The following is a 24788-nucleotide window of genomic DNA, read 5'->3' on the forward strand; positions in this document are numbered from 1 at the left end:
TACTCCCCGGTGAACCAGGGGAGTCCGGCCGCCTGCCCGATACGCCGGGCGCGACTGGCGGCGCTCCCCGGCCCTCGTTATCCGGGGATCAGGCCGCCTGCACCCCGATACGCCGAGGCCGGTGGCTCTCCTTCTTGGGCAGGCGCAGGTGCAGTACGCCGTCCCGCAGGCGCGCCTCGATGGCCTCGCCATCGATCTCGTGGCTCAGGGTGAAGCGGCGCAGGAAGCGCTGCCCGCGCAGCTCCGCATAGAGGGCCGTGGCGCCCTCCGGCATGGCCAGGCGGATCTCGCCTTCCAGGGTCAGGACGTTATCGTTGACCTCGATGGACAGGGACTCGGCGGTGACCCCGGGCAGATCCGCCAGCAGGTGCAGGGCATGATCCCGCTCGTAGATATCCACCGCCGGGCGCAGCGCGCTGCGGCGCCGCTCCTGTGGCTCCTGTTCCCGGGCCACCTCGGCTTCCCGGGTCGGTTGCTTGATCATCTCGCTCATGATGCTCACCTCCAGGAAAGGTTCCGGGCATCAAGCCGCCTGGACGCTGATGCGCCGCGGCTTGAGCTCTTCCCGCTTGGGCAGGACCACTTCGAAGACCCCGTCCCGATGACGCGCCTCGGCGCGCTCGCCGTCCAGCCCATCGGGCAGGGCGATGGTGCGGCTGAAGCTGCCGGTGAAGCGCTCGCGACGAAACTCCACTCGCGCCTCCTCTTCCGGAGCCGCCGGACGCTCGCCCCTGAGGGTCAGCAGGTTGTCCTGGATGCTGATCTCCAGGGCATCGGCGGCCAGCCCCGGGGCGAACACATAGACCCGCACGGCGTCGTCGGTACGCGCCAGGTTGATCATCGGGAAGCTGCCGCGGGGCACGGCACGAATGTCCGCGGCGGCGGGGTCGGACATGACCTCATCCAGCCATTGGCGCAGGCCACCCAGCTCCTGCAGCAGGCCGGAATCGAGACGCTTGAGATCTGCGAACATGATGAACACCTCCTCAATGCCTCTGCGGCCGGCCGCCGTATCGAGCCCCGCTCGAGGCGCCGGCCTCAATTCGGAACATAGGGTCGCCGGAAGCGCTTTCAAGGCCCCGGCAGCCTGCATTATCGGCGCTTTTGCGCTAGAATCGCTTCCCTGATCGAGTCACGGGGACGAGTGCCGACGCCATGGCCTACCGCATCGCCATCAACGGATATGGCCGTATCGGCCAATGCGTGCTGCGCGCCCTGGTGGAGCGCGCCCAGAAGCTGGGCGGCACCCCGCTGGAGGTGGTGGCCATCAACGAGCTCTCGGATCTCGAGACCATCGCCTACCTGACCCGCTACGACACCACCCACGGCCGTTTCCCCGCCACCGTGGAGGCCCGCGACGGTCGACTGCTGATCGATGGCCGGCCCATCCATATCCTCTCCGAGGCCGACCCGGACCGCCTGCCCTGGGGGGAACTCGACATCGACCTGGTGCTGGAGTGCTCCGGCAGCTTCAAGGATCGCGCCACCGCCGAGCGCCACCTGGCCGCCGGCGCCAAGCGCCTGCTCTTCTCCCAGCCCGCCGAGAGCGACGTGGACGCGACCATCGTCTGCGGCATCAACGACCAGAGCCTGGTGGCTACCCAGCGCATCGTCTCCGCCGCCTCCTGCACCACCAACTGCCTGGTGCCGGTGCTCACCGTGCTCGACGAGGCCCTGGGCGTGGCCCACGGCGTCACCACCACCATCCACTCGGCGATGAACGACCAGCCGGTGATCGACGCCTACCACCAGACCGACCTGCGCCTGACCCGCTCGGCCATGCAGTCCATCGTGCCGGTGGACACCAGCCTGGCCCGCGGCCTCAACCGCCTGATGCCGCGCCTGGCCAACCGCTTCGAGTGCCTGCACGTGCGGGTGCCGACCATCAATGTCTCGGCCATGGATCTGGCCATCTGCGTCGAGCGCGACACCGACGCCGCCGAGATCAATGCCCTGCTGCGCGAGGCCAGCCTGGGCCGCCTGGCGGGGCTGCTCGGCTACACCGAGGAGCCCACCGCCTCCATCGACTTCAACCACGATCCGCGCTCGGGTATCGTGGACGCCACCCAGACCCGGGTGGCCGGCGGTCGCCTGGTGAAGATGCTGTGCTGGTTCGATAACGAGTGGGGCTTCGCCAATCGCATGCTCGACGTGACCCAGCGCCTCGCCGCCCTCGATTGACCCAACCCTGGCTTGCCTAATGAAGGAACACGTGCCGATGAACGTACGCAAGATGACCGACCTGGAGCTCGCCGGAAAGCGCGTGCTGATCCGCGAAGACTTGAACGTGCCCATCAAGAATGGCCGTGTGACCAGCGATGCGCGCCTGCGCGCCGCCCTGCCCACCATTCAGGCCGCCCGGGACGCCGGCGCCAAGGTGATGCTGATGAGCCACCTGGGCCGCCCCACCGAGGGCGAGCCCGCCGAGGAGTTCTCCCTGGCGCCGGTGGCCGAGCGCCTCGGCGAGCTGCTGGGCCGTCGGGTCAGTCTGGTCAAGGAGTACCTGGACGTGGCCCTGGACCTGGCCGACGGCGAGGTGGTGCTGCTGGAGAACGTGCGCTTCAACGCCGGCGAGAAGGGCGATGACGAGGAACTGGCCAAGCAGTATGCGGCCCTCTGCGACCTCTTCGTGATGGACGCCTTCGGCACCGCCCACCGCGCCCAGGCCTCCACCCACGGCGTGGCGCGCTTCGCCCCCGAGGCCTGCGCCGGCCCGCTGCTGGCCCAGGAGCTGAGCGCCCTGGAGCAGGCCCTGGCCACCCCCAAGCGGCCCATGACCGCCATCGTCGGCGGCTCCAAGGTCTCCACCAAGCTCGACGTCCTGACCGCTCTCGCCGAGAAGTGCGACCAGCTGATCGTCGGCGGCGGCATCGCCAACACCTTTATCGCCGCGGCGGGCCATAACGTCGGCAAGTCGCTGCATGAAGCCGACCTGATCGAGCAGGCCAAGGCACTGATGGCCCAGGTCGAGATCCCGCTGCCTTCCGATGTGGTGGTGGCCACCGAGTTCTCCGACAACGCCACCGCCGTGGTCAAGCCCGTCGACCAGGTCAACGATGACGAGATGATCCTCGATATCGGCCCCGAGACCGCCGCCCGCCTGGGCGCGCTGCTCGAGGACGCCGGCACCATCCTGTGGAACGGCCCGGTGGGCGTCTTCGAGATCGACCAGTTCGGCAAGGGCACCGAGGTGATCGCCCAGGCCATCGCCGCGAGCAGCGCCTTCTCCATCGCCGGCGGCGGCGATACCCTGGCGGCCATCGACAAGTACGGCATCGCCGACCGGGTCTCCTATATCTCCACCGGCGGCGGCGCCTTCCTCGAGTACGTGGAAGGCAAGACCCTGCCGGCCGTCGCGGCCCTGGAAGCCGCGGCCCAGTAACCCATCGAATCCCGGGCGGCCCGGCGCCGCCCACCCAAACACAGGTGAGATCATGGCACTGATCAGCATGCGCCAGATGCTGGACCACGCCGCCGAGCGCGGCTACGGCATCCCGGCCTTCAACGTCAACAACCTCGAGCAGATGCGCGCCATCATGGAAGCCGCCGACGCCACCGACTCCCCGGTGATCGTCCAGGCCTCCGCCGGCGCCCGCAAGTACGCCGGGGCCCCCTTCCTGCGCCACCTGATCCTGGCCGCGGTGGAAGAGTTCCCGCATATCCCGGTGGTGATGCACCAGGACCACGGCACCAGCCCCGCGGTCTGCCAGCGCTCCATCCAGCTCGGCTTCTCCTCGGTGATGATGGACGGCTCCCTCGGCGAGGACGGCAAGACCCCCATGGACTACGACTACAACGTCGACGTCACCCGGCGCACCGTGGAGATGGCGCATGCCTGTGGCGTCTCCGTGGAGGGCGAGCTGGGCTGCCTGGGTAGCCTGGAGACCGGCATGGCCGGCGAGGAAGACGGCATCGGCGCCGAGGGCAAGCTGGACATGGACCAGCTGCTCACCGACCCGGAAGAGGCCGCGGCCTTCGTCAAGGCGACCCAGGTGGACGCCCTGGCCATCGCCATCGGCACCAGCCACGGCGCCTACAAGTTCACCAAGCCACCCACCGGCGACACCCTCTCCATCCAGCGCATCAAGGAGATCCACGCCCGCATCCCCGACACCCACCTGGTGATGCACGGCTCCTCCTCGGTGCCCCAGGAGTGGCTCGAGGTGATCAACGAGTACGGCGGCGCCATCCCCGAAACCTACGGCGTGCCGGTCGAGGAGATCGTCGAGGGCATCAAGTACGGGGTGCGCAAGGTCAATATCGACACCGACCTGCGCCTGGCCTCCACCGGCGCCGTGCGTCGCTTCCTGGCCCAGAACCCGGCCGAATTCGACCCGCGCAAGTTCCTCAAGGAGACCGTCTCCGCCATGCGCGATGTCTGCATCGCCCGCTACGAGGCCTTCGGCACCGCCGGCAACGCCAGCCGCATCAAGCCGATCAGCCTGGAAGCCATGGTGAGCCGCTACGACAGCGGCGAGCTGGATCCCAAGATCAACTAAGGGATACCACGACGAGGGCGGCCCACGGGCCGCCCTTTTGCTGCCACTCTATTCCGCCGAGGTACCGTCGATGCCCCAGCGAATCGTCGCCTTTCGTCGCCTCCAGCCCCATCACCGGGAGCAGCTCGCCCGGGATGCCCGGGTGGACTACTTCGAGGATCTGGAGAGCATCGAGTATCCCGACTTCCGCGCCGCCCTGCGCCAGGCCGATGGCCTGATCGGCGCCGGCCTGAGGATTCCCGAGTCCCTGCTCGACGAGGCGCCGCGGCTCAAGGCCATCGCCACCATCTCGGTGGGCTACGACCACTACCCGCTGGAAGCCCTGACCCACCGCGGCATCCTGCTCTGCAACACCCCGGACGTGCTCACCGAGACCACCGCCGACACCGGCTTCGCCCTGATCATGGCCTGTGCCCGCCGGGTGGTGGAGCTGGCCGACTGGGTCCGCCGCGGCGACTGGCAGGCCAGCGTCGGCGAGGCCCAGTTCGGCAGCGACGTGCATGGCAAGACCCTGGGCCTGGTGGGCTGCGGGCGTATCGGTGCCGCCCTGGCGCGTCGCGGGGCTCTCGGCTTCGGCATGCGCGTGCGCTACTCCAACGCCTCGCCCAAACCGGCCCTGGAGGCCGAACTGGGCGCCGAACGCCGCGAGCTGGACGAACTGTTGGCCGAGGCCGATTTCGTCTGCGTCACCGTACCCCTCACGGAAGCCACCCACCACCTGATCGGCGCTCGGGAGCTGGCACTCATGAAACCCTCGGCCTTTGTGATCAATATCGCCCGGGGCGCCGTGGTGGACGAGGCGGCGCTGATCGAGGCCCTGGAGATGGGGCGCATCCGTGGCGCCGGTCTCGACGTCTTCGAGCGGGAGCCCCTCTCTCCGGAGTCCCCGCTGCCCCATCTGCCCAATGTGGTGGCCCTGCCGCATATCGGTTCCGCCACTTATGAGACCCGCGAGGCCATGGCCCAGCGTGCCGTGGATAACCTGCGCCAGGCGCTGCGCGGCGAGCGTCCCGGCGATCTGGTCAACGTGGCGGCCTGGGCCGGCGAGTAGGCGACACGCCTTCCCGATAGCAGGAAAAATGACAAGGTTTGTGAACAGTGTTCACAGAATTCCAAAAATGGGCTTCAATAGTGGGTAGGTCGGCCGATATCTGAAACAATGGCGACGCAAGCGCGAGAGGTTGAGGCGATGACGACTCCCCACTGTCTGTTGTTCGATTGCGATGGAACCCTGGTCGATAGTGAGCCCCTGTTGGCGGACGAGATGGCCACCAGCCTCTCCGCCGTGGGGCTACCCTTCGTCGCCGAGGACTACATGGGCGAGTTTCGCGGCGCCCGCTTCATGAATATCGTCGGCGAGCTGCAACGCCGGCACGGCGAGGTCGACCCGGAGCGCCTCAAGGCCAGCGAGGCGCGCATGCGCAGTCGCCTGGCGGAGCGCCTGGCCAGCGAGCTGACCCTGCTGCCCGGGGTTCGCGAGGCCCTCGACCTGCTGGCCCATATCCCCCACGCGGTGGTCTCCAACGGCCCCGAGACGAAGATTCGCACCAGCCTCGAGGCCACCGGCCTCAGCGACTACTTCGGCGATCACCTGTTCAGCGGCTACTCGGCCCAGTGCTGGAAGCCCGATCCCTGCCTCTACCTGCACGCCGCCACCATCATGGGCTACGAGGCCCGCCACTGCGTGGCCATCGACGATGCCATCGTCGGCGTCAAGGCGGCCCTGGCCGCCGGCATGACGGTGATCCACCTCAACCGCTTCCCGGACGTGGAGACCACCCCGGCAGGTGCCATCGCCATCAGCAACATGCACCAGCTGCCCACGGTGATCGAACACCTCGCCCGGCGCCCCGCCGCCGCCGCCCACTAGGCCCGACACTCGAGGCCCCGGCTTATCCACAGCCCCGGCGGCGATCGCCCCCTGTGGACAAGCCAAACTCGGGCTTTGCTCTGTACAGCCCCGGCGGCGGCTGGTTTATCATGGGGCGACATCCCACACGCCGAGGATTGCCCCCCATGGCCTCACTGCAGGATCAACTCCGCGGCCTGGTCTACTCCACCGAACATGGCCAGACCTGTCCCGACTGTCGCCAGCCACTGGACGGCTGCCAGTGCGCCGACCAGGCCGAGCAGGCACGCCTGGCGGCCCTGGATGGGGTGGTGCGCATCCGCCGCGAGACCAGCGGCCGCAAGGGCAAGGGGGTGACCACCCTCAGCGGCGTGCCCCTGCCCGCCGCCGAGCTCAAGGCCCTGGCCAAGCAGCTCAAGCAGCGTTGCGGCACCGGCGGCGCGGTCAAGGAGGGGGTCATCGAGATCCAGGGCGACCATCGCGCCACCCTCAAGGCGGAACTGGAACGCCGCGGTTACACCGTCAAGCTGGCCGGCGGCTAAGGAGAACCCATGAATCATCGATGCAAGGCGGGCCTCGGCGCGCTGCTGTTGGGGGCGACCCTGCTGGCCGGCTGCGCCGGCACGCCCGAGTTTCGCACCCTGGACGCCCGGGTGGTCAGCGAAACGCCCCTGGCAGTGGGGCCCGATGCCGAACTCCGCGTCAGCCTGGAGGGCGAAGGGGGCGTGATCGCCGAGACCCGCCAGCAGCGCCTGGGGAGCCCCCCCATCCCGGTACGGCTAAGCTACGACGCTCGAGCCCTGGACGGGGCGGCGCTGCATGCGGAGATTCGCGAAGCGGGACGACTGCGCTATCGCCAGGCGGAGCCCCAGCCCATCGCCCCCGGCATCAGCGAGCCGGTGACCCTGACCCTGGAAAGCGTCGACTAGCAACGGCGGGCCAGGGCGGCCAGGCTCTCGCCGATGGGCAGCGAGGCCTTGAGGGCATAGAGGTCATCGGCCCGGGTACGGCCCCGGTTGAGGCAGGCCACCGGCTTGCCCGCCCGGGCCGCCTGGCGCACCAGGCGGAAGCCGGAATAGACCATCAGCGACGAGCCGACCACCAGCAGTGCCTGGGCCGCGTCGATGGCCGCCTGGGCCGCCGCCAGGCGCTCGCCGGGCACGCTATCGCCGAAGAAGACCACGTCCGGCTTGAGGATACCGTCGCCGCAGCGCGCGCAGGCGGGCAGCCGGAAATCGCCGAAGTCCGCCTCCAGGTCGGCGTCGCCGTCCGGACCGATGGCGGCGCCGAGCTCCTGCCAGTGGGGGTTGAGCGCCTTCAGCTCGGCATGCAGGTCATGGCGCATGCGCCGGCTGTCGCAGCGCATGCAGCGTACCAGCTCGGCTCGGCCATGCAGGTCGATGACCCGCCGCGAACCGGCACGTTGATGCAGGCCATCCACGTTCTGGGTGATGATGCCAGCCAGGCGTCCCCGTGCTTCCAGTTCGGCCAGGGCCCGATGGGCCGGCCCCGGGCGCGCCTCGCTCAGGGCCCGAAAGCCGATCAGGGCGCGGGCCCAGTAGCGCTGGCGAGCGGCATGGCTGTCCATGAAGTGGCGATGATCCATGGGCGGGGGGCGCTTCCACTCGCCCCGGGCATCGCGGTAATCGGGGATGCCGCTCTCGGTACTGACGCCGGCGCCGGTCACCACCAGCAAGCGGGGATGACCGGCGATAAAGGCGGCCAGGGCCTCCAGTGAGGCCTGGGGAGATTCGCTTTGCAGCATAATTAACGACCAAGGACGCGTGGCTCCCGGCCGATGGGGCCACTAGAATGAACGCCTACCGATATATCACGGGCAAGGACTCGTTGCGATGGCCTGGCTGGAATACCTGCTACCCCTGATCTTTCTCTTCCCCCTGGCAGCCACTGCGGTCATCGTGGTGGCCCTGAAGAGCCTCCACGACGCCCGGGTGCGCTCGCCCTTCGATGCCCACCCCCTGCGGGAGCCGGGCCAGGCCCTGCGCGACCGGCTGGATCGCGCCTTCGCCAGCCTCTTCCTGAATGGCGCCCTGGGGCCCATCGTGGTGCTGGCGCCGCTGGTCTACGGCATGGGCCGGATGCTCTTCGCCAGCGAGCAGGACTGGTTCGAGTGGGGGCTCTACGGTGCGCTCTGCACCCTGCTGGCCCTGGGCTTCTGCCTGCTGCTGATCCGCGACTACCAGCGCATCCGCCGCCTCAAGCTGGGGCTGGCCTGCGAGCTGGCGGTGGGCCAGGAGCTGGAGCGACTGATCCGCCCCGAGGCCCACCCCTACCACGTCTTCCACGACGTGCCCGCCGACACCTACACCATCGACCATGTGGCGGTGACCCCCCACGGGGTCTTCGTGATCGAGACCCGGGCCCGCACCCGGCCCTTCGATGCCCAGGGCCGCGAACAGAACCAGGTGGCGGTGGAGCGGGAGCGGCTGCGCTTCCCCGGCTGGAGCGAGCGCCGGCCGCTGCGCAAGACCCGCCAGGCGGTGCGCTGGCTACGCCACTGGCTGGCCCGGGAATGCGGCGGCGAGATCCCGGTGCAGGGCATCCTGGCCCTGCCCGGCTGGGAAGTCGACAGCAGCGAGGCCGCCGCCGACCTGCTGGTGGTCAGCGGCGAGGCCCTGTCGGCCCTGATCGATGCCACGCCCCAGGCCCCGCTAAGCGATGCGGCCCATGACAAGGCCATCCAGGCCCTGGCCAAGCGTGCCGCGATGCTGGATCTCAAGAACCTGCAGCAGCCCTCGGTCTAGCGGACTGCCGGGCCGACGACTGATCGACTGCCAGGCACGAGACTCCGAAAGGCGGACGAAAGTATTGCGCCAAGCCCCGGCTGGTCTAATAATCCGCGCTTTCTACGCCGACTCAACGACCCTCGTGCCGCCATGAAACTGATCACCTTCGATGTCTTCCGCACCCTGGGCATCCCCGGGGTGCGTTATATCAAGCCCGAACGCATGCTGGATCATCTCGACGAGATCCGCGCCGCCGACTGGCTGCTGTTCCCCGAATACTGGCAGCTCAACACCCTGGTCCACGGCCTCAAGGCCCGCATCTTCCCCAGCCTGGCCAGCTACCACCTGGGCCACGACAAGGTGGAGCAGACCCGCGCTTTCCAGGCGCTGTTCCCCGAGCACGTGCCCCCCACCGAGATCCTCGGCGCCTCCCGGGCCGCCATCGACAAGGTGGAGACCCGCTTCGGCTATCCCTTTATCGCCAAGCGCATCAAGAGCAGCATGGGCGAGGGGGTCAGGCTGATCGACTCCCGCCCGGCCCTGGAGGCCCACCTGGCCGAGGAGCCGGTGCTCTATGCCCAGGAGCGCCTGCCCATCGACCGTGACCTGCGCATCGTACTGGTGGGGGGCGAGCTGCTGGCCACCTACTGGCGGGTCACGCCCCTGGGCGGCTACCGCTCCAACGTCAGCCAGGGCGGCGCCATCGACCGGGAGGAGATTCCCGAGGCGGCCATTGCCCTGGCCCGGCGCCTCGCCGAGGCCTTCCATATCAACCATGCCGGCTTCGATATCGCCATGGTCGACGGCCACCCCTACGTCTTCGAGTTCAACCGCCTGTTCGGCAACCAGGGCATCAGCGACAGCAGCAAGCGCATCGGCGCCGCCATCCTGCGCCAGCTCGGCGACGGCGATGACCTGGGCCCGGACGACGACGAGCCGCCCTTTGCCCTGACCGGCTGACTGCCCATGCCACCCGGGGCGCCTGGCGGCGCCAATCGTTCAGCAGAGCTGAACTCCCACAACCCCAGCGCCGGCGTCAGTCGCCCTTGAGGCGGCCGCCCATCTCCTGGGCCAGGTCGACGGCCATGGCCAGGGATCGGTCATATGGCCGGTCACATCGCACCGATGCGCTTCAGTCGCCCTTAAGGCGGCCGCCCATCTCCTGGGCCAGGTCGACGGCATAGTGATCGGTCATGCCGCCGATAAAGTCGAGCATGCGCCGGTAGCTGTCGTAGAGGGGCCAGGAGGGCAGCGGGGTGTTCTCGCCGATCAGCGCCAGCACCCGCTGATGCTTGAAGCTGGAGCGCCCCTGGTGGTGCAGCTCGTGGGCGGCACCGATAAAGGCCTCCAGCAGGATGCCCAGGGTGGTATAGGCGCCGATCTCCAGCTTGGCCTTGCGCTCGTTCTGGAAGATGCGCTCCCGGGCCAGGGTCTTGGCGGCCTTGACCCCCCAGTCCAGGTCCGGGTGGCAGAGCTCCAGCAGGTCGTCCTTGAGGGCGCCGTTGAGCAGCTCCTGCTCATGGGCCACGAAGACCGCCCCGACCTCGCCCACCGCCCGCTCCATGGCGGCGCCGCGCAGGGCGGCGATACGGCGGCGCTGGGAGACCCCCTGCTCGGCCATGCGGGCATACTCCGGCGGCGCCTCCCCGGCGATCTGGATCAGCACCTCGGCCACCTCGTCATAGCGCAGGATGCCCATCTCCAGGCCATCCTCCAGATCGAGCAGGGCGTAGCAGATATCGTCGGCGGCCTCGACCAGGTAGGCCAGGGGGTGGCGGCACCAGGCCCAGTCGCCCCGGGGGCGCAGCCCCAGCCGTCCGGCCACCTCGGCCAGCAGGTCGCGCTCCGACTGGTAGCAGCCGAACTTGCCGGCGCTGCCGCCGTGCTCCACCGTCCAGGGGTACTTGAGCAGGGTGCCCAGGGTCGCGGTGCTCAGGCGCATGCCGCCGCGGAACTGGTTGTATTCGATCTGGGTGACGATGCGAAAGCCCTGGGCGTTGCCCTCGTAGGTCAGCAGGTCGGCCCGCTGGGTGTCGCTGAGCCCCTCCAGCAAGCCGCTGCCGTCGGACTCGGCGCGCTTGAACCAGTCGCGGATGGCGTATTCGCCGGCGTGGCCGAAGGGCGGGTTGCCGATATCGTGACCCAGGCAGGCAGCCTGGACGATGACCCCCAGGTCCGCCGGGGTGATCCGGGCCGGCAGTCGCTCACGCAACCCCTCGCCGACGATCATGCCCAGGGAGCGCCCCACACAGCCCACCTCCAGGGAGTGGGTCAGGCGGGTATGGATATGGTCGTTCTCGGTGAGCGGGTGCACCTGGGTCTTGCGCCCCAGGCGGCGGAAGGAGCCGGAGAAGACGATCCGGTCATGATCCTTGTGGAAGGGGGTACGGCCCGGTTCGGCGCTACCGCGCCCACCCCGGGTATCGTGCAGCCGGCCCGGATCGAGCAGCCGCTCCCAGTGCATCTGCGTCATGGCGCCTCCTGGTGGGAAGCCTCCATTGTGCACCCGGGCCGCCCCGGCGGGAAGCCGGGCTCCCAAGCCAGAAGACGGAAGAGAAGCCTGGTGCGGCCTGAGGGCAAGGTGGCTCGCTCGCACCGGGACGAAACCCCGCCGCTGCGCGAGCCGGCCGACGCGCACGGGCCGGAACAACGTCCCTGTTGCCGGCCCTAACTCGACATCCCTGTCGATTTTGCGCTGGCCGGCTCGCTACGCCGCGGCATCCCGGCGAAATCGCTCGCCCCCTTCCTCCCCAAGCCGCGTATTCCGGGGTTACGGCTTTCTTCCCACTCTGAGCGCCGCCGCTCAGTCGTCGACCAGTGCCGGCAATAGCGCCTTCAATTTGGTGCTTCGCAGATCAGCGTGAAGCCCCAACCTGGCAAAGGCCAGCTTGCTAGTGTGGGAGTTTGGCTCTGCCGAACGATTGGCGCCGCCAGGCGCCTTGGTGCTTGCCAGGATCGTCCTTCGGACGATATCGCGCAGAATCTGCGCTCCCACCATGGTATTCACGCCAGAGTGCGATGAACCTTCAATTTCCGAGCCAGTTTATCCCCGGCCCCGGCGTCGGATGCTCTCGCCTGGGCTCGTTTATCCCGACCTACGCTTACCGGCATATGCCCGCTTAATCGTCCGCCAGCGCGGGCAGCAGGGTCTTGAGCTTCCGCGTCAGAGTATTACGGCCCCAGCCCAGCAGCTCGGCGGCTTCGCCCTTGCGCCCCCCGGTATGCTTGAGGGCGGTCTCGATCAGGATCTTTTCGAAATCCGGGACGGCTTCCTCCAGCAGGTGGGTATGCCCCGCCGCCAGGGCCCGGTCGGCCCAGTCGCGGAAGGCGGCCCGCCAGTCGCCGGCACTCACCTCGCCGGCCTCGCGCAGGCGCAGCTCCGGGGGCAGGTCGTCCACCAGCACCTCGCGACCCGAGGCCATCACCGTCAGCCAGCGACAGGTGTTCTCCAGCTGGCGCACGTTGCCCGGCCAGGGCAGGCGCGTCAGGTGCTCCTCCGCCTCCCGGGTCAGCACCTTGGTCTCGGTATCCAGCTCCTTGGCCGCCTCGGCCAGGAAGTGCCGGGCCAGGCGAGGGATGTCCTCGCGGCGCTCAGCGAGCCGCGGAAGGTGCACCCGGATCACATTGAGGCGGTGGAAGAGGTCCTCCCGGAAGCGTCCATCCTCCACCAGCCGCTCCAGGTTCTGGTGGGTGGCGGCGATGATCCGCACGTCCACCTTCACCGGGGTATGGCCGCCGACCCGGTAGAACTCGCCATCGGCCAGCACCCGCAGCAGCCGGGTCTGGGTGTCCGGCGGCATGTCGCCGATCTCGTCCAGGAAGAGGGTCCCGCCGTCGGCCTGCTCGAAGCGCCCGCGGCGCTGGGCGGTGGCCCCGGTGAAGGCGCCCTTCTCGTGGCCGAACAGCTCCGACTCCATCAGGTCCTTGGGAATCGCCGCCATGTTCAGGGCGATAAAGGGGTGGCTGGACCGGGGGCTGTGCTGGTGCAGGGCCTGGGCCACCCGCTCCTTGCCGGTCCCCGACTCGCCGTTGATCAGCACGGTGATATGCGACTGGGAGAGCCGGCCGATGGCCCGGAACACCTCCTGCATGGCCGGCGCCTCGCCGATGATCTCGGCGGTGAGCCCCTCCGGCACCGACGCCGGCGACTGGCGCTCCCGGGCATGAGCCACGGCACGCCGCACCAGGGCCAGGGCCTCGTCCACGTCGAAGGGCTTGGGCAGGTACTCGAAGGCGCCGCCCTGGTAGGAGGCCACGGCGCTGTCCAGGTCCGAGTGGGCGGTCATCACGATCACCGGCAGGTCCGGGTAGCTCTCGCGGACCTGGGCCATCAGGTCCAGGCCATCCAGCCCCGGCATGCGAATATCGGTGAGCAGCACCTCAGGCGGACGCTCCAGGACCCGCTCCAGGGCCCGGTCGGCCCGCTCGAAGCACTCCACCTGGAGATCCGGTTGCGCCAGGGCACGCTCCAGCACCCAACGAATGGCACGGTCGTCGTCGACGATCACGATGCGAGCGGCGTCGGTCATCAGTCTCTCCTGGATTGGAAAAAGGGGAACATCAGCTGGCCTCCAGCGGGATCAGCAGACGAAATTCGGTATGGCCCGGGGTCGAGTCGCACTCGATCAGCCCCTGGTGCTGGTGCAGGATCGACTGGGCGATGGAGAGCCCCAGGCCGCTGCCGCTGGCCCGTCCCGAGACCATCGGGTAGAAGAGCGTCTCCTGCAGCGCCTCGGGAATTCCCGGGCCGTTGTCGATCACCGCCACCTCGCAGACCAGGCGGTGGCGCTCGGCACCCAGGGTGAACTGGCGCCGTGCCCGGGTACGCAACACCAGGCGCGGCGCGGGGGTGGCGTGCTCTTCCAGGGCCTGGACGGCATTGCGGGCCACGTTGAGCACCGCCTGGATCAGCTGCGCCTCCTCCCCGGAGAGCTCCGGCAGGCTGGGGTCATAATCGCGCACCACCTCGACGCCGGGATGCTCGGCCAGCACCAGGCTGCGCACCCGCTCCAGCACCTGGTGAATATTCAGCGGCGCCGGCTCGCGCAGCTGGTTGGGCCCCAGCATGCGGTCCACCAGGTCGCGCAGCCGGTCCACCTCCTCGACGATGATATGGGTGAACTCGGCGAGCTGGGGGTCGGGCAGGTCCCGCTCCAGCAGCTGGGCGGCACCGCGGATGCCCCCCAGGGGGTTCTTCACCTCGTGGGCCAGGCCCCGGGAGAGCACCTTGATCGCCTCCTGGCGGGCGATCAACGCCTCCTCCCGGGAGATGCGCAGCAGGCGGTCCCGCGGCTCGATCTCCAGCAGCAACTCGTCATCGGAAAGCGGCGTGACGGTGAAGTCCACCGTGACCGGCTCCTGCCCCGGCAGCGGCAGGCTCGCCTCGCGCTGGGTATAGGGGTGGAACTCGTCCCGTGCCTTGGTCAACACCTCGGCCACCGCCTCCAGGCTCTCCAGGCGGGTGTCGCGCACCCGCCCCAGGCTGACCGCCAGCAGCGACTCGGCGGCGGGATTCATCCAGCGCAGGCGCAGTGCACCATCGAGCAGCAGCACCGCCGTGGACAGGTGTTCGAGCAGACGTTGATACATGGGTCATCCCGGTTGAGCAGGGTAAGGTGCCGATCGGTCTGGCGACTCCCCTTGCACCTGCAAGAAGCGCGCCAACGCGATACGACAGGGAATTCGGGGACTTAGGGACCAGACCACGCCCCCTACGCACCATTTTAGTGCATTACGGGAGGCGACAGGATGGGGGCGCCCCATGGCGAAGCGGAAGATGGGCGATGGCGGCTCAGGGACGCGGCCGCTCGGCATCACGATGACGCCAGCGCCGCCGCGGCTCGGGCACTGGCTCGGTGCGCGACGTCCCCGCCCAGGGCTGCCCCGGGCGATACTCCAGGGCGCTGCGCTGGCGCAGTTGGCGGGCATGCTCGAAGGCATCGAGGCCGCGATCCGGGGTGCGGGGCGGCTCGACCTGGCGGTGGCGAGGGTAGTCCCGGCAGGGCGGCGTCTCGGCGGCGAAGCAGGGGAAACGGAAGCCTCGCCGGCCGATGAGCTAATCGCCCCGGGCCTGCACGCTCACGGTGACCGGCGGGCTACGGTGGCGCACCTGGCCGGCGCCATCCAGCAGCTCCGCCTGCAGGGTACGCTGCCCCGGTTCGAGGCGCGGCACGATAAAGGCACGGGTATGCATCGCCGACTGGCTCAACTGGCCATCCACCAGCAGGCGTACCCGATGGTCGTCCCGCAGCCCCGGCTCGATGGCCAGCTCCACGGTCAGGTTCTGGGAACGGGCCTGGCTCAGCGTCATGGCGTCCCGGGGGTTCATGATGCGGAAGGTGGAGTAGGGCATGAAGGGCGAGGCCAGGGAACCCGGTGCCGGTCGCCGCGGGGCGGGCTGCGCCGAGGCAGCGGGGGCCGGCGCCAGGGTCCGCGAGGGCACCACGGTCAGTGGCGCCACCTGCACGGGCTCGCCGCGCTCGGGGTTGTCGGTAAAGATCACGTTGCCCTGGGCGTCGACGCTGCGATAGACGGTATCGGCCCCGGCCAGGGGCACCAGACAACAGCTCAGCAACAGGCAGACCAGGCGGAGTTTCACGAGCGACCCCCTATGGCGGAGAGACGGGCGGAGAGACGGGATGCCTTCGTTAGATAGTGTAAAACAAAAAGGGGTTCCGCCATCGGCGGAACCCCTCGAACAGCCAACGCTGCCCCCTACGGGGCGAGGCGTTTAGCAGCTGTAGTACATGTCGAACTCGACCGGATGGGTGGTCATGCGGATGCGCTCCACGTCTTCCATCTTCAGCTCGATGTAGGCATCGATCATGTCGTCGGTGAAGACGCCACCCTCGGTGAGGAAGGCGCGATCCGCATCCAGGGCTTCCAGGGCCTGGTCGAGGCTGTTGGCCACGGTGGGTACGGCCTTGCCCTCTTCCGGCGGCAGGTCATAGAGGTTCTTGTCCATGGCATCGCCGGGGTGGATCTTGTTCTTGATGCCGTCGATACCGGCCATCAGCATCGCCGCGAAGCACAGGTAGGGGTTGGCGGTCGGGTCGGGGAAACGGGCCTCGACGCGCTTGCCCTTGGGGCTGGCGGTGTAGGGGATACGGATGGAGGCGGAACGGTTGCGGGCGCTGTAGGCCAGCATCACCGGCGCCTCGAAGCCCGGCACCAGACGCTTGTAGGAGTTGGTGGAGGCGTTGGTGAAGGCGTTCAGGGCCCGGGCGTGCTTGATGATGCCGCCGATGTAGTAGAGGGCCATCTCGGAGAGGCCCGCGTACTGGTCGCCGGCGAACTGGTTCTGGCCATCCTTCCAGAAGGACTGGTGGACGTGCATGCCGGAGCCGTTGTCACCCACCAGCGGCTTGGGCATGAAGGTGGCGGTCTTGCCGTAGGCGTGAGCCACGTTGTGGATCACGTACTTCATTTCCTGAACTTCGTCGGCCTTCTTCACCAGGGTGTTGAACTTGACGCCGATCTCGTTCTGGCCGGCGTTGGACACCTCGTGGTGATGCACCTCGACGCTCTGGCCGATCGCCTCCAGGGTGTTGCACATGGCACCACGGATATCGTGGAAGCTGTCCACCGGGGGCACCGGGAAGTAGCCGCCCTTGACCCGCGGACGGTGACCCAGGTTACCGCCCTCGACCTGACGGTCGGTGGCCCAGGCGCCCTCCTCGGAGGTGATCTTGTACATGGCGCCTTCGATATCGGCCTTCCAGTGCACCTCGTCGAAGATGAAGAACTCCGGCTCCGGACCGAAGAAGGCGGTGTCGCCCAGGCCGGTGGACTGCAGGTAGGCCTCGGCGCGCTTGGCGATGGAGCGCGGGTCGCGCTCGTAGCCCTGCATGGTGGCCGGCTCGATGATATCGCAGCGCAGCACCAGGGTGGCGTCCTCGGTGAACGGATCGAGGAAGGCGGTGCCATCTTCCGGGCGCAGGATCATGTCGGACTCGTTGATGCCCTTCCAGCCGGAGATGGAGGAGCCATCGAACATCTGGCCGTTCTCGAAGAACTCCTCGTCCACGTCACGGGCGGGAATGGTGACGTGCTGCTCCTTGCCGCGGGTATCGGTGAAACGCAGGTCCACCCACTTGACGTCGTGCTCTTCGATCAGGGCGAGGGTCTTCTCGGCCATGGTGTCCTCCAGTCGTGAACGTATGGCTAAAGTTGTGTCTGGCTAGCGTATCCAGCGTCGTTTGTAGCATGCCGCGGGCACCCTGCCCACGACCGCCGCCACCAGAAAACGCGTTCCGTGGCTTTCCCTTGATAATGCAGACAGCGTGCCAAAATGCAGCAAGGTGACGCTTGAAGAGCCTAATTAATTGAAATAGTAGAAAATAATCTTTGCGCCATCGTGGCGCAGTGGGCCCGCCGATGGGCCGGGGCCTGGCCTTCGCCACGAAACCGCGCCACAAGAGTGCAAAAATGACGCCTCAAGCACCACTATGGTGCATGGCTCGCCATCTCGGACGCCCCGCCCGCGCCACAAATGCCCATTGATACTCCGGGCAACTTATCACTACAATTTGTTACTGACGCAATTGATTATTCATCCTGGGCCGGCGAGTCCTGCGCCACTGGCATCCAGTCAGGCGCCCGCGCCGAGACCGATCCGCGGCGGAGGGCTGCCCGTGATGCACCGTACCTGCATCATCATCGATGCCTGCCTGATGGCCACCTGGCTGCCCCGCCAGCTGCCGGGCCTGCGCCACCTCCACCGCCAGCATGGCGGCCAGCTCGATATCCATGTGATCAGCGAATCCACCCAGCCCCGCCTGCGCGCCCTGAGTCGCCGCTTCGGCCTGGCCCTGGAGGTGGTGCCGGAAGCCACCGCCGGGGCCCGGGGCAACCGGGTGGTGCAAAGCACCCAGAGTGACCTGCTGCTCTTTCCCTCGCCCCAGTATGGCCTGCCGGCCCAATGGTTTGCCCGCCTCGCGGCCAGAGATGACTGGGACGCCCTGCTCTTCGCCCCGCCCAGCGGTGGCTGGCGCCCCCTGCAACGCTTCTGGCGCCCCCCGGTCACCGGCACCCTCTGCGTGCGCCGCGACTGGTTCGAGCGCCTGGGCGGCTTCGACCCCGCCCTGGACAGCGAAGCCCCCCAGGACCTGCTGGCTCGACTGCGCGCCTGTCACGCCCGCATACGCACCCTTTCCAGCTGATTCGCGCACCGCCAAGCCCTTGATCTACCGTTTCCACGCAGATTTCTCGGTGTCAGCGCTGGTAGCCGCCGCGGCCCGGGGACTATAATGCGGCCCAATTTTCGCAGCAGGATCCCGTCGTGATCGAGAATCTTCGCAACATCGCCATCATCGCTCACGTCGACCATGGCAAGACCACCCTGGTCGACAAACTCCTCCAGCAGTCCGGCACCCTGGACCGCAAGGCCGAGGGGCAGGAGCGCATCATGGACTCCAATGACCAGGAGAAGGAACGCGGTATCACCATCCTGGCCAAGAACACGGCGATCCGCTGGCAGGACGGCAACGGCCGCGACTACCACATCAACATCGTCGACACCCCGGGACACGCCGACTTCGGCGGCGAGGTGGAGCGGGTCATGTCGATGGTCGACTCGGTGCTGCTGCTGGTGGACGCCGTGGACGGCCCCATGCCGCAGACCCGCTTCGTGACCCAGAAGGCCTTCGACCAGGGCCTCAAGCCGATCGTGGTGGTCAACAAGATCGACCGCCCCGGCGCACGCCCCGACTGGGTCATCGACCAGATCTTCGATCTCTTCGATAACCTCGGCGCCAGCGACGAGCAGCTCGACTTCCCGATCATCTACTGCTCCGCCCTCAACGGCATCGCCGGCATGGAACCGGAAGCACTGGCCGAGGACATGAGCCCCATGTTCCAGGCCATCGTCGATATCGTCGAGCCGCCCAAGGTGGAGATCGACGGCCCCTTCCAGATGCAGATCTCCGCACTGGACTACAACAGCTACGTGGGCGTCATCGGCCTGGGTCGCATCAAGCGCGGCGCCGTCTCCCCCAACCAGCAGATCACCGTCATCGGCACCGACGGCAAGACCCGCAAGGGCAAGATCGGTCAGGTGATGACCCACCTGGGGCTGGAGCGGGTGCAGACCGAGCAGGCCACCGCCGGCGACATCATCTGCATCACCGGCATCGACGACCTGGCCATCTCCGACACCCTCTGCGACAGCGCCGCCGTCGAGGCGCTGCCGCCGCTGTCGGTGGACGAGCCCACCGTCTCCATGACCTTCCAGGTCAACGACTCGCCGATGGCCGGCCGTGACGGCAAGTACGTCACCAGCCGCAACATCAAGGATCGCCTCGACCAGGAGCTGATCCACAACGTGGCGCTGCGCGTCGAGCAGGGCGAGAGCCCGGAGAAGTTCATCGTCTCCGGCCGCGGCGAGCTGCACCTCTCGGTGCTGATCGAGACCATGCGCCGCGAGGGCTTCGAGCTGGCCGTGGGCCGCCCCGAGGTGATCATCAAGGAGATCGATGGGGTCAAGCAGGAGCCCTACGAAGAGGTGATCATCGACTGCGAGGAGCAGCACCAGGGCGCCATCATGGAGGAGCTCGGCTACCGCAAGGGCGAGCTGACCAACATGAACCCGGATGGCAAGGGTCGGGTACGCCTCGACTTCATCATCCCGGCGCGCGGCCTGATCGGCTTCCGTGGCCAGTTCATGACCCTGACCTCGGGCACCGGCATCCTCACCAGCCGTTTCGATCACTACGGCCCGCTCAAGCCCGATGCCGCCATCGAGCGTCGCAACGGCGTGCTGGTCTCCATGGTCGACGGCAAGGCCCTGGCCTACGCCCTCTACGCCCTGCAGGAGCGCGGCAAGCTGATCATCGATCACGGCACCGAGGTCTACGAGGGCATGCTGATCGGCATCCACAGCCGCGCCAACGACCTGGTGGTCAACCCCACCAAGGGCAAGAAGCTCGACAACATGCGCGCCTCCGGCAACGACGAGAACATCGTCCTGACCCCGCCTGTGCGCTTCAGCCTGGAGCAGGCCATCGAGTTCCTCGATGACGACGAGCTGGTGGAGGTGACCCCCAACCATATCCGCCTGCGCAAGAAGTTCCTCAAGGAAAACGAGCGCAAGCGCGCCAGCAAGAAGTAAGCCGCTTCGCTCCCCACGCAGCCCGCCCCTCGGCGGGCTGCGTCGTTTCTGGCCCTCGGTGGCGCGCCGGCTACCCTTGAGGGACAGCCACCCCGACAGGAGGAGCCCCCTATGCACAAGCACGTCGACTGGGACGACCCGGGCGCCGCCAGCGTCCAGGCCCACTATGCCAAGGACCCCAACCATCACGCCGAGCCGGGCCCCGGCGATATCCTCTCGGCGCGCCTCGACGGCCTGGTGGTACGGGTCCGCGTCGAGGCCCATGTGGAGGCCACCAGCATCGGCGAGGTGGTGGCGCTGATCGACCCGGCCAGCGGCGAGCGCAAGAAGAGCCACGGCAAGCTCGAACTGGGCGACACCGTGCGCCTGCCCGACGACAGCCGCGCCTTCGAGCCCCAGCCCGGCGACGCCGCCCAGGCGCCGGACGACTAGCCCCGCGAACGAGGTCCGGGCCCGCCTGTGGCCCGGATCCGGCGAGTTGAGCCCCAGACGCCAACGCCCGTTTAACGCTGGCCCTCTGGTCAAGCGCCCCGCCCTGACGCAAAGTAGGCCTCGTACATAGCGTTAGCCTGCCATAACACCAACAACCACGAGATAGGGCATGAGCGCGATTATCGACGTCCGCCACGTCAACAAGGCGTTCGGTGGCCTCAGGGTCATCAACGACTGCTCCATCCGCGTGGAGCAGGGCTCCATCACCGGCCTGATCGGCCCCAATGGCGCCGGCAAGTCGACCCTCTTCAATATCATCGCCGGGGCCCTGCCCCTGGACTCCGGCCAGGTGTTCCTCGACGGCGAGGAGATCACCAACCGCCCCGCCAACGAGCTCTTCCACAAGGGGCTGCTGCGCACCTTCCAGATCGCCCACGAGTTCTCCCAGCTCACCGCCCTGGAAAACCTGATGATGGTGCCGCCCCACCAGGCCGGCGAGAGCCTCTTCAGCGCCTGGTTCCAGCCCGCCCGGGTGCGCCAGGAGGAGACCCGGGTGCGCCAGAAGGCCCTGGAGGTAATCGACTTCGTGGGCCTGAACCATGTGCGCAACGAGCTGGCCGGCAACCTCTCCGGCGGCCAGAAGAAGCTCCTGGAGCTGGGCCGCACCATGATGGTCGACGCCCGGGTGGTGCTGCTCGACGAGATCGCCGCCGGGGTCAACCGCACCCTCCTCGGCGACCTGGTCGCCAATATCGAGCGCCTCAACCGGGAGCTGGGCTACACCTTCCTGGTCATCGAACACGACATGGACATGATCGCCCGGCTCTGCGACCCGGTGATCGTGCTGGCCGAGGGTAGCGTGATGGTGCAGGGCAGCATCGCCGAGATCCAGAACAACCCCGCCGTCATCGACGCCTATTTCGGCGCCCAGCCCTAGCCGGAGACCCCCATGGCCCTACTGGAAGCACGCAATGTACACGGTGGCTACGGCGGCATGAATATCCTCAATGGCGTCAGCATGGCCATCGAGGCGGACGAGATCGGCGTCATCGTCGGCCCCAACGGCGCCGGCAAGTCGACCATGCTCAAGGCGATCTTCGGCCTGCTGGAGGTCAGCCAGGGGGAGATCCTGCTGCGCGGCGAGCCGATCACCCACCTCTCCCCGGATCGCCTGGTACACCTGGGCATGGGCTTCGTGCCCCAGGAGAAGAACATCTTCCCCAGCCTGACGGTGGAGGAGAACCTGGAGATGGGCGCCTATATCCAGCCCCAGCGCTTTCGCCCCATGCTCGAGCGGGTCTACGACTTCTTCCCGCCCCTCAAGGAGAAACGCCGCCAGCCCGCCGGCGAGCTCTCCGGTGGCCAGCGCCAGATGGTGGCCATGGGCCGGGCGCTGATGGTGGAGCCCAGCCTGCTGCTGCTCGACGAGCCCACCGCCGGCCTCTCGCCCCTCTACATGAACGAGATCTTCGCCCGGGTGCAGGAGATCAACGCCGCCGGGGTGGGCATCCTGATGGTGGAACAGCACGCCAAGCAGGCCCTGGCCATCGCCGACAAGGGCTTCGTGCTGGCCGCCGGCCAGAACCGCTTTACCGATACCGGCACGAACCTGCTCAACGACCCCGAGGTCGCCAAGAGCTTCCTGGGCGGCTGAGAGGAGAGAATCCCTTGAACGAACTGGTCTTCTTCATCAATAACGTGGTGATCGCCGGCAGCGTCACCGGCTCCATCTACGCCATCGGCGCCATCGGCGTGACGCTGATCTTCAGCATCATGCGCTTCGCCCACTTCGCCCATGCCGACATGATGACCTTCGGCGCCTTTATGGTGCTGCTGCTGACCACCGCCTTCCCCACGGTGGGCGCCGTGGTGGGGCTGCCCACCGCCGTGGTCATGCTGCCCCTGGCCATGGCACTCACCGCGCTCCTGGCGGTGGGCATCGACAAGGGCTTCTACAAGCCGCTGCGCGCCCACGGGGTCAAGCCCATCGTCATGGTGATCGGCTCCCTGGGGGTGACCCTGATCCTCCAGGGGCTGATTCGCCTGCTCGCCGGCACCCGGGCCCAGAGCCTCTATATCGCCGAGCGCAAGGAGATCTACCGGCTGGAGCTGCCCTTCGAGGCGGCCACCCGGCCGATCATCGTCACCGAGCCCCAGGTGATCCTCTTTATTCTCACCCTGGCCGCGGTGATCGGGCTGCACCTCTTCCTCAACCGCACCCGCACCGGCAAGGCGATGCGCGCCATGTCCGACAACCCCGACCTGGCCCGGGCCTCGGGCATCAACACCAACCGCATCGTCACCATCACCTGGATCATCGCCGGCAGCCTGGCGGCGGTGGCCGGCACCCTGCTGTCGCTGGACGTGACCTTCAAGCCCGACCTCAGCTTCTTCCTGCTGCTGCCGATCTTCGCCGCGGCCATCGTCGGCGGCGTGGGCCACCCCTACGGCGCCATCGCCGGGGGCTTCGTGGTGGGCTTCGCCGAGACCCTGGCGGTGTTCAACTGGTCGGTGCTGCTGCGCCCCTTCGCCCACCACTTCCCCGAGTGGCTGGAGCTGCCCCGCAACCTGGCCTTCGTCGGCACCGAGTACAAGATCGTGGTGCCCTTCTTCATCCTGGTGGCCATCCTGGTATGGCGCCCCACCGGCATCTTCAAGGGTAAGGTGATCTGATGAACCGACCTGCATCTGCCGAGAGCCCACGCCGCTTCCCGCTCCGCGAGGTGGGGCTCTGTCTCGCCCTGATCGTGGCCGTCCTGGGGGTCTACGCCCTGATGGGCGCGGCCTACAGCACCCGCATGCTGGTGGAGGCGTCCTGCTACGCCATCCTGGCCCTGGGCCTGACCATCCAGTGGGGCTACGCGGGCCAGTTCAACGCCGGGGTGATGGGCTTCGTGGCACTCGGTGGCTTCAGCGCCATGACCTTCAGCGTGCCGGTCAACGACGCCTTCTGGGACAGCGAGCTGCCCGGCCAGCTGGGCCTGGCGCTGCTCTACGTGGTGGGGGCCATCGCCCTGGTGTGGGGGGCCACCAAGCTCGACCGTCTGGGGGTGCCGAAGACGCTGCGCACCCTGATCGCCATCGTCCTGGCGGTGGTGCTCTACCTGGTGGTGATCAGCATCCTGCGCAGCGTCACCGGCGAGATCCAGTCCCGGGCCGGCTTCATCGGTGGCCTGGGCCTGCCCGCCTGGATGGGTTGGATCGTCGGCGGCGCCCTGGCCGGGGCCGTGGGCTACTTTATCGGCCATATCTGCCTGGGGCTGCGCAGCGACTACCTGGCCATCGCCACCCTGGGCATCGCCGAGATCATCAAGGCCTTCCTCAAGAACTCCGACTGGCTGACCCGCGGCACCGCCACCGTCTCGCCCCTGCCCTGGCCGACCCCCGGGCCCGGCGAGCTGGGCTTCGTGATGGCCCGCTCCCTCTACCTGGCGATCACCGTGGTGATGATCGCGGTGATCTTCTTCCTGCTGCACCGCGCCTACAACGCCGCCTGGGGGCGCACCATCCGCGCCATCCGCGACAACGAGATCTCCTCGGCGGCCATGGGCAAGGACGTCAACCGCCGCCGCCTGCAGATCTTCGTGCTGGGCTGCATCCTGATGGGCATCGGCGGTGCCGCCCTGACCAGCTTCAACAGCATCTTCGATCCCCAGGGCTACCTGCCCCTCAACCACACCTTCCTGGTGCTGGTGATGGTGATCCTCGGCGGCCCCGGCAATAACCTGGGCACCATCATCGGCGCCGTGCTGGTCTACCTGATCTGGATCATGTCGGAGCCCCTGGCCCTGGCCCTGATGCAACTGCTCGCCAACCTGGGCGGGGACGGGTTCACCGGCGCCGACATGCAGAGCCGCGCCCTGCAGGCCCGGGTGCTGGTGATCGGCCTGTTGATCACCCTGGTGCTGCGCTTCGCCCCCAAGGGGCTGCTGCCGGAGAAGGTCAAGCACCACTCCTGAGGACGCTCCTGGTCACCTCCGGACGGCCCCCTAACGAGACAGGCCCCGCATTCGCGGGGCCTGTCTCGTTAGGGGACGGACTGTCTCAGAGGTCGAGGAAGCCCTGGGTGACCAGGGTGGGCCCGCCTCAGCGGCGAGACGGGCCCTGCTGGCCAGGACGGGAGCCGCCTCAGAGGTCGAGGAAGCCCTTGGTGA

The 24788-nt window shown here is 68.0% G+C and carries 24 protein-coding genes; 16 read left to right on the forward strand and 8 right to left on the reverse strand.

Annotated features, from left to right (window positions below; all coding sequences use genetic code 11):
* Positions 1-88: 88 nt before the first annotated feature.
* The gene (locus IHD13_RS15120; RefSeq protein WP_195861864.1) at positions 89-493 is read right to left on the reverse strand and encodes an Hsp20/alpha crystallin family protein; all 405 of its coding nucleotides are present in this window, start codon (positions 491-493) and stop codon (positions 89-91) included.
* A gap of 30 nt (positions 494-523) precedes the next feature.
* Positions 524-973, reverse strand: a complete 450-nt coding sequence (locus IHD13_RS15125; protein ID WP_195861865.1) for an Hsp20/alpha crystallin family protein — start codon at positions 971-973, stop codon at positions 524-526.
* Positions 974-1155: 182 nt separating this feature from the next.
* Here IHD13_RS15125 and IHD13_RS15130 point away from each other — a divergent pair, with 182 nt between their 5' ends.
* The 7 genes from IHD13_RS15130 to IHD13_RS15160 all read left to right on the forward strand — a co-directional run bounded on the left by IHD13_RS15130 (position 1156) and on the right by IHD13_RS15160 (position 7277).
* Entirely contained in the window at positions 1156-2181 is a 1026-nt protein-coding gene (locus IHD13_RS15130) for a type I glyceraldehyde-3-phosphate dehydrogenase (RefSeq protein ID WP_195861866.1), read from the forward strand.
* Between the two features lie 37 nt (positions 2182-2218).
* Complete coding sequence (locus tag IHD13_RS15135; protein ID WP_195861867.1) at positions 2219-3382, forward strand: phosphoglycerate kinase; 1164 nt, start codon at positions 2219-2221, stop codon at positions 3380-3382.
* A gap of 52 nt (positions 3383-3434) precedes the next feature.
* Complete coding sequence (gene fba / locus IHD13_RS15140; protein ID WP_195861868.1) at positions 3435-4499, forward strand: class II fructose-bisphosphate aldolase; 1065 nt, start codon at positions 3435-3437, stop codon at positions 4497-4499.
* 70 nt (positions 4500-4569) lie between these two features.
* Positions 4570-5550, forward strand: a complete 981-nt coding sequence (locus IHD13_RS15145; RefSeq protein ID WP_195861869.1) for a 2-hydroxyacid dehydrogenase — start codon at positions 4570-4572, stop codon at positions 5548-5550.
* 138 nt (positions 5551-5688) lie between these two features.
* Positions 5689-6369 carry an HAD family hydrolase gene (locus IHD13_RS15150; protein WP_195861870.1) on the forward strand — a complete coding sequence of 227 codons (681 nt, stop codon included), beginning with the start codon at positions 5689-5691 and terminating at the stop codon, positions 6367-6369.
* A gap of 146 nt (positions 6370-6515) precedes the next feature.
* Complete coding sequence (locus IHD13_RS15155; RefSeq protein WP_195861871.1) at positions 6516-6890, forward strand: translation initiation factor Sui1; 375 nt, start codon at positions 6516-6518, stop codon at positions 6888-6890.
* Positions 6891-6899: 9 nt separating this feature from the next.
* Positions 6900-7277 (forward strand): hypothetical protein, encoded by a 378-nt coding sequence (locus IHD13_RS15160; RefSeq protein WP_195861872.1) that lies wholly within the window; start codon positions 6900-6902, stop codon positions 7275-7277.
* On the opposite strand, the gene IHD13_RS15165 is transcribed toward IHD13_RS15160, so the two are convergent.
* On the reverse strand, positions 7274-8113 hold the full coding sequence (locus tag IHD13_RS15165) for an NAD-dependent protein deacetylase (protein WP_195861873.1): 840 nt from the start codon (positions 8111-8113) through the stop codon (positions 7274-7276). The two genes, IHD13_RS15160 and IHD13_RS15165, sit on opposite strands and share 4 nt — an antisense overlap.
* 88 nt (positions 8114-8201) lie before the next feature.
* Here IHD13_RS15165 and IHD13_RS15170 point away from each other — a divergent pair, with 88 nt between their 5' ends.
* Both IHD13_RS15170 and IHD13_RS15175 read left to right on the forward strand, forming a co-directional pair.
* Complete coding sequence (locus tag IHD13_RS15170; protein WP_195861874.1) at positions 8202-9113, forward strand: nuclease-related domain-containing protein; 912 nt, start codon at positions 8202-8204, stop codon at positions 9111-9113.
* A gap of 132 nt (positions 9114-9245) precedes the next feature.
* On the forward strand, positions 9246-10055 hold the full coding sequence (locus IHD13_RS15175) for an ATP-grasp domain-containing protein (protein WP_195861875.1): 810 nt from the start codon (positions 9246-9248) through the stop codon (positions 10053-10055).
* Positions 10056-10227: 172 nt separating this feature from the next.
* On the opposite strand, the gene IHD13_RS15180 is transcribed toward IHD13_RS15175, so the two are convergent.
* The 5 genes from IHD13_RS15180 to glnA form a co-directional block, all read right to left on the reverse strand.
* Positions 10228-11568 carry a deoxyguanosinetriphosphate triphosphohydrolase gene (locus IHD13_RS15180; RefSeq protein ID WP_195861876.1) on the reverse strand — a complete coding sequence of 447 codons (1341 nt, stop codon included), beginning with the start codon at positions 11566-11568 and terminating at the stop codon, positions 10228-10230.
* 646 nt (positions 11569-12214) lie between these two features.
* Positions 12215-13624: a nitrogen regulation protein NR(I) gene (gene glnG / locus IHD13_RS15185; protein WP_195861877.1), complete on the reverse strand. Its 1410-nt coding sequence runs from the start codon at positions 13622-13624 to the stop codon at positions 12215-12217.
* 31 nt (positions 13625-13655) lie between these two features.
* Positions 13656-14684 (reverse strand): nitrogen regulation protein NR(II), encoded by a 1029-nt coding sequence (glnL, locus tag IHD13_RS15190; protein ID WP_195861878.1) that lies wholly within the window; start codon positions 14682-14684, stop codon positions 13656-13658.
* A gap of 466 nt (positions 14685-15150) precedes the next feature.
* Positions 15151-15693, reverse strand: coding sequence for a DUF4124 domain-containing protein (locus IHD13_RS15195; protein WP_195861879.1), 543 nt, complete (start codon positions 15691-15693; stop codon positions 15151-15153).
* Between the two features lie 132 nt (positions 15694-15825).
* Positions 15826-17232, reverse strand: coding sequence for a glutamate--ammonia ligase (gene glnA / locus IHD13_RS15200; RefSeq protein WP_195861880.1), 1407 nt, complete (start codon positions 17230-17232; stop codon positions 15826-15828).
* Positions 17233-17728: 496 nt separating this feature from the next.
* On the opposite strand from glnA, the gene IHD13_RS15205 reads away from it, so the two are divergent.
* The 7 genes from IHD13_RS15205 (at position 17729) to IHD13_RS15235 (ending at position 24593) form a co-directional block, all read left to right on the forward strand.
* Positions 17729-18256 (forward strand): hypothetical protein, encoded by a 528-nt coding sequence (locus tag IHD13_RS15205; RefSeq protein WP_195861881.1) that lies wholly within the window; start codon positions 17729-17731, stop codon positions 18254-18256.
* Between the two features lie 119 nt (positions 18257-18375).
* Positions 18376-20202: a translational GTPase TypA gene (gene typA, locus IHD13_RS15210; protein WP_195861882.1), complete on the forward strand. Its 1827-nt coding sequence runs from the start codon at positions 18376-18378 to the stop codon at positions 20200-20202.
* 111 nt (positions 20203-20313) lie between these two features.
* Positions 20314-20634: a hypothetical protein gene (locus IHD13_RS15215; RefSeq protein WP_195861883.1), complete on the forward strand. Its 321-nt coding sequence runs from the start codon at positions 20314-20316 to the stop codon at positions 20632-20634.
* Between the two features lie 169 nt (positions 20635-20803).
* Positions 20804-21571 (forward strand): ABC transporter ATP-binding protein, encoded by a 768-nt coding sequence (locus IHD13_RS15220; protein ID WP_195861884.1) that lies wholly within the window; start codon positions 20804-20806, stop codon positions 21569-21571.
* A 12-nt stretch (positions 21572-21583) separates the two neighbouring features.
* Positions 21584-22288: an ABC transporter ATP-binding protein gene (locus tag IHD13_RS15225; protein ID WP_195861885.1), complete on the forward strand. Its 705-nt coding sequence runs from the start codon at positions 21584-21586 to the stop codon at positions 22286-22288.
* Positions 22289-22302: 14 nt separating this feature from the next.
* A complete protein-coding gene (locus IHD13_RS15230; protein ID WP_195861886.1) occupies positions 22303-23307 on the forward strand; it encodes a branched-chain amino acid ABC transporter permease in 1005 nt (334 codons plus the stop codon).
* Complete coding sequence (locus tag IHD13_RS15235) at positions 23307-24593, forward strand: branched-chain amino acid ABC transporter permease (RefSeq protein WP_195861887.1); 1287 nt, start codon at positions 23307-23309, stop codon at positions 24591-24593. Before IHD13_RS15230 ends, IHD13_RS15235 begins: the two co-directional genes overlap by 1 nt.
* The last annotated feature ends 195 nt before the right edge of the window (positions 24594-24788 follow it).

Source organism: Halomonas sp. 328, from assembly GCF_015645095.1.
Lineage (GTDB): Bacteria > Pseudomonadota > Gammaproteobacteria > Pseudomonadales > Halomonadaceae > Bisbaumannia.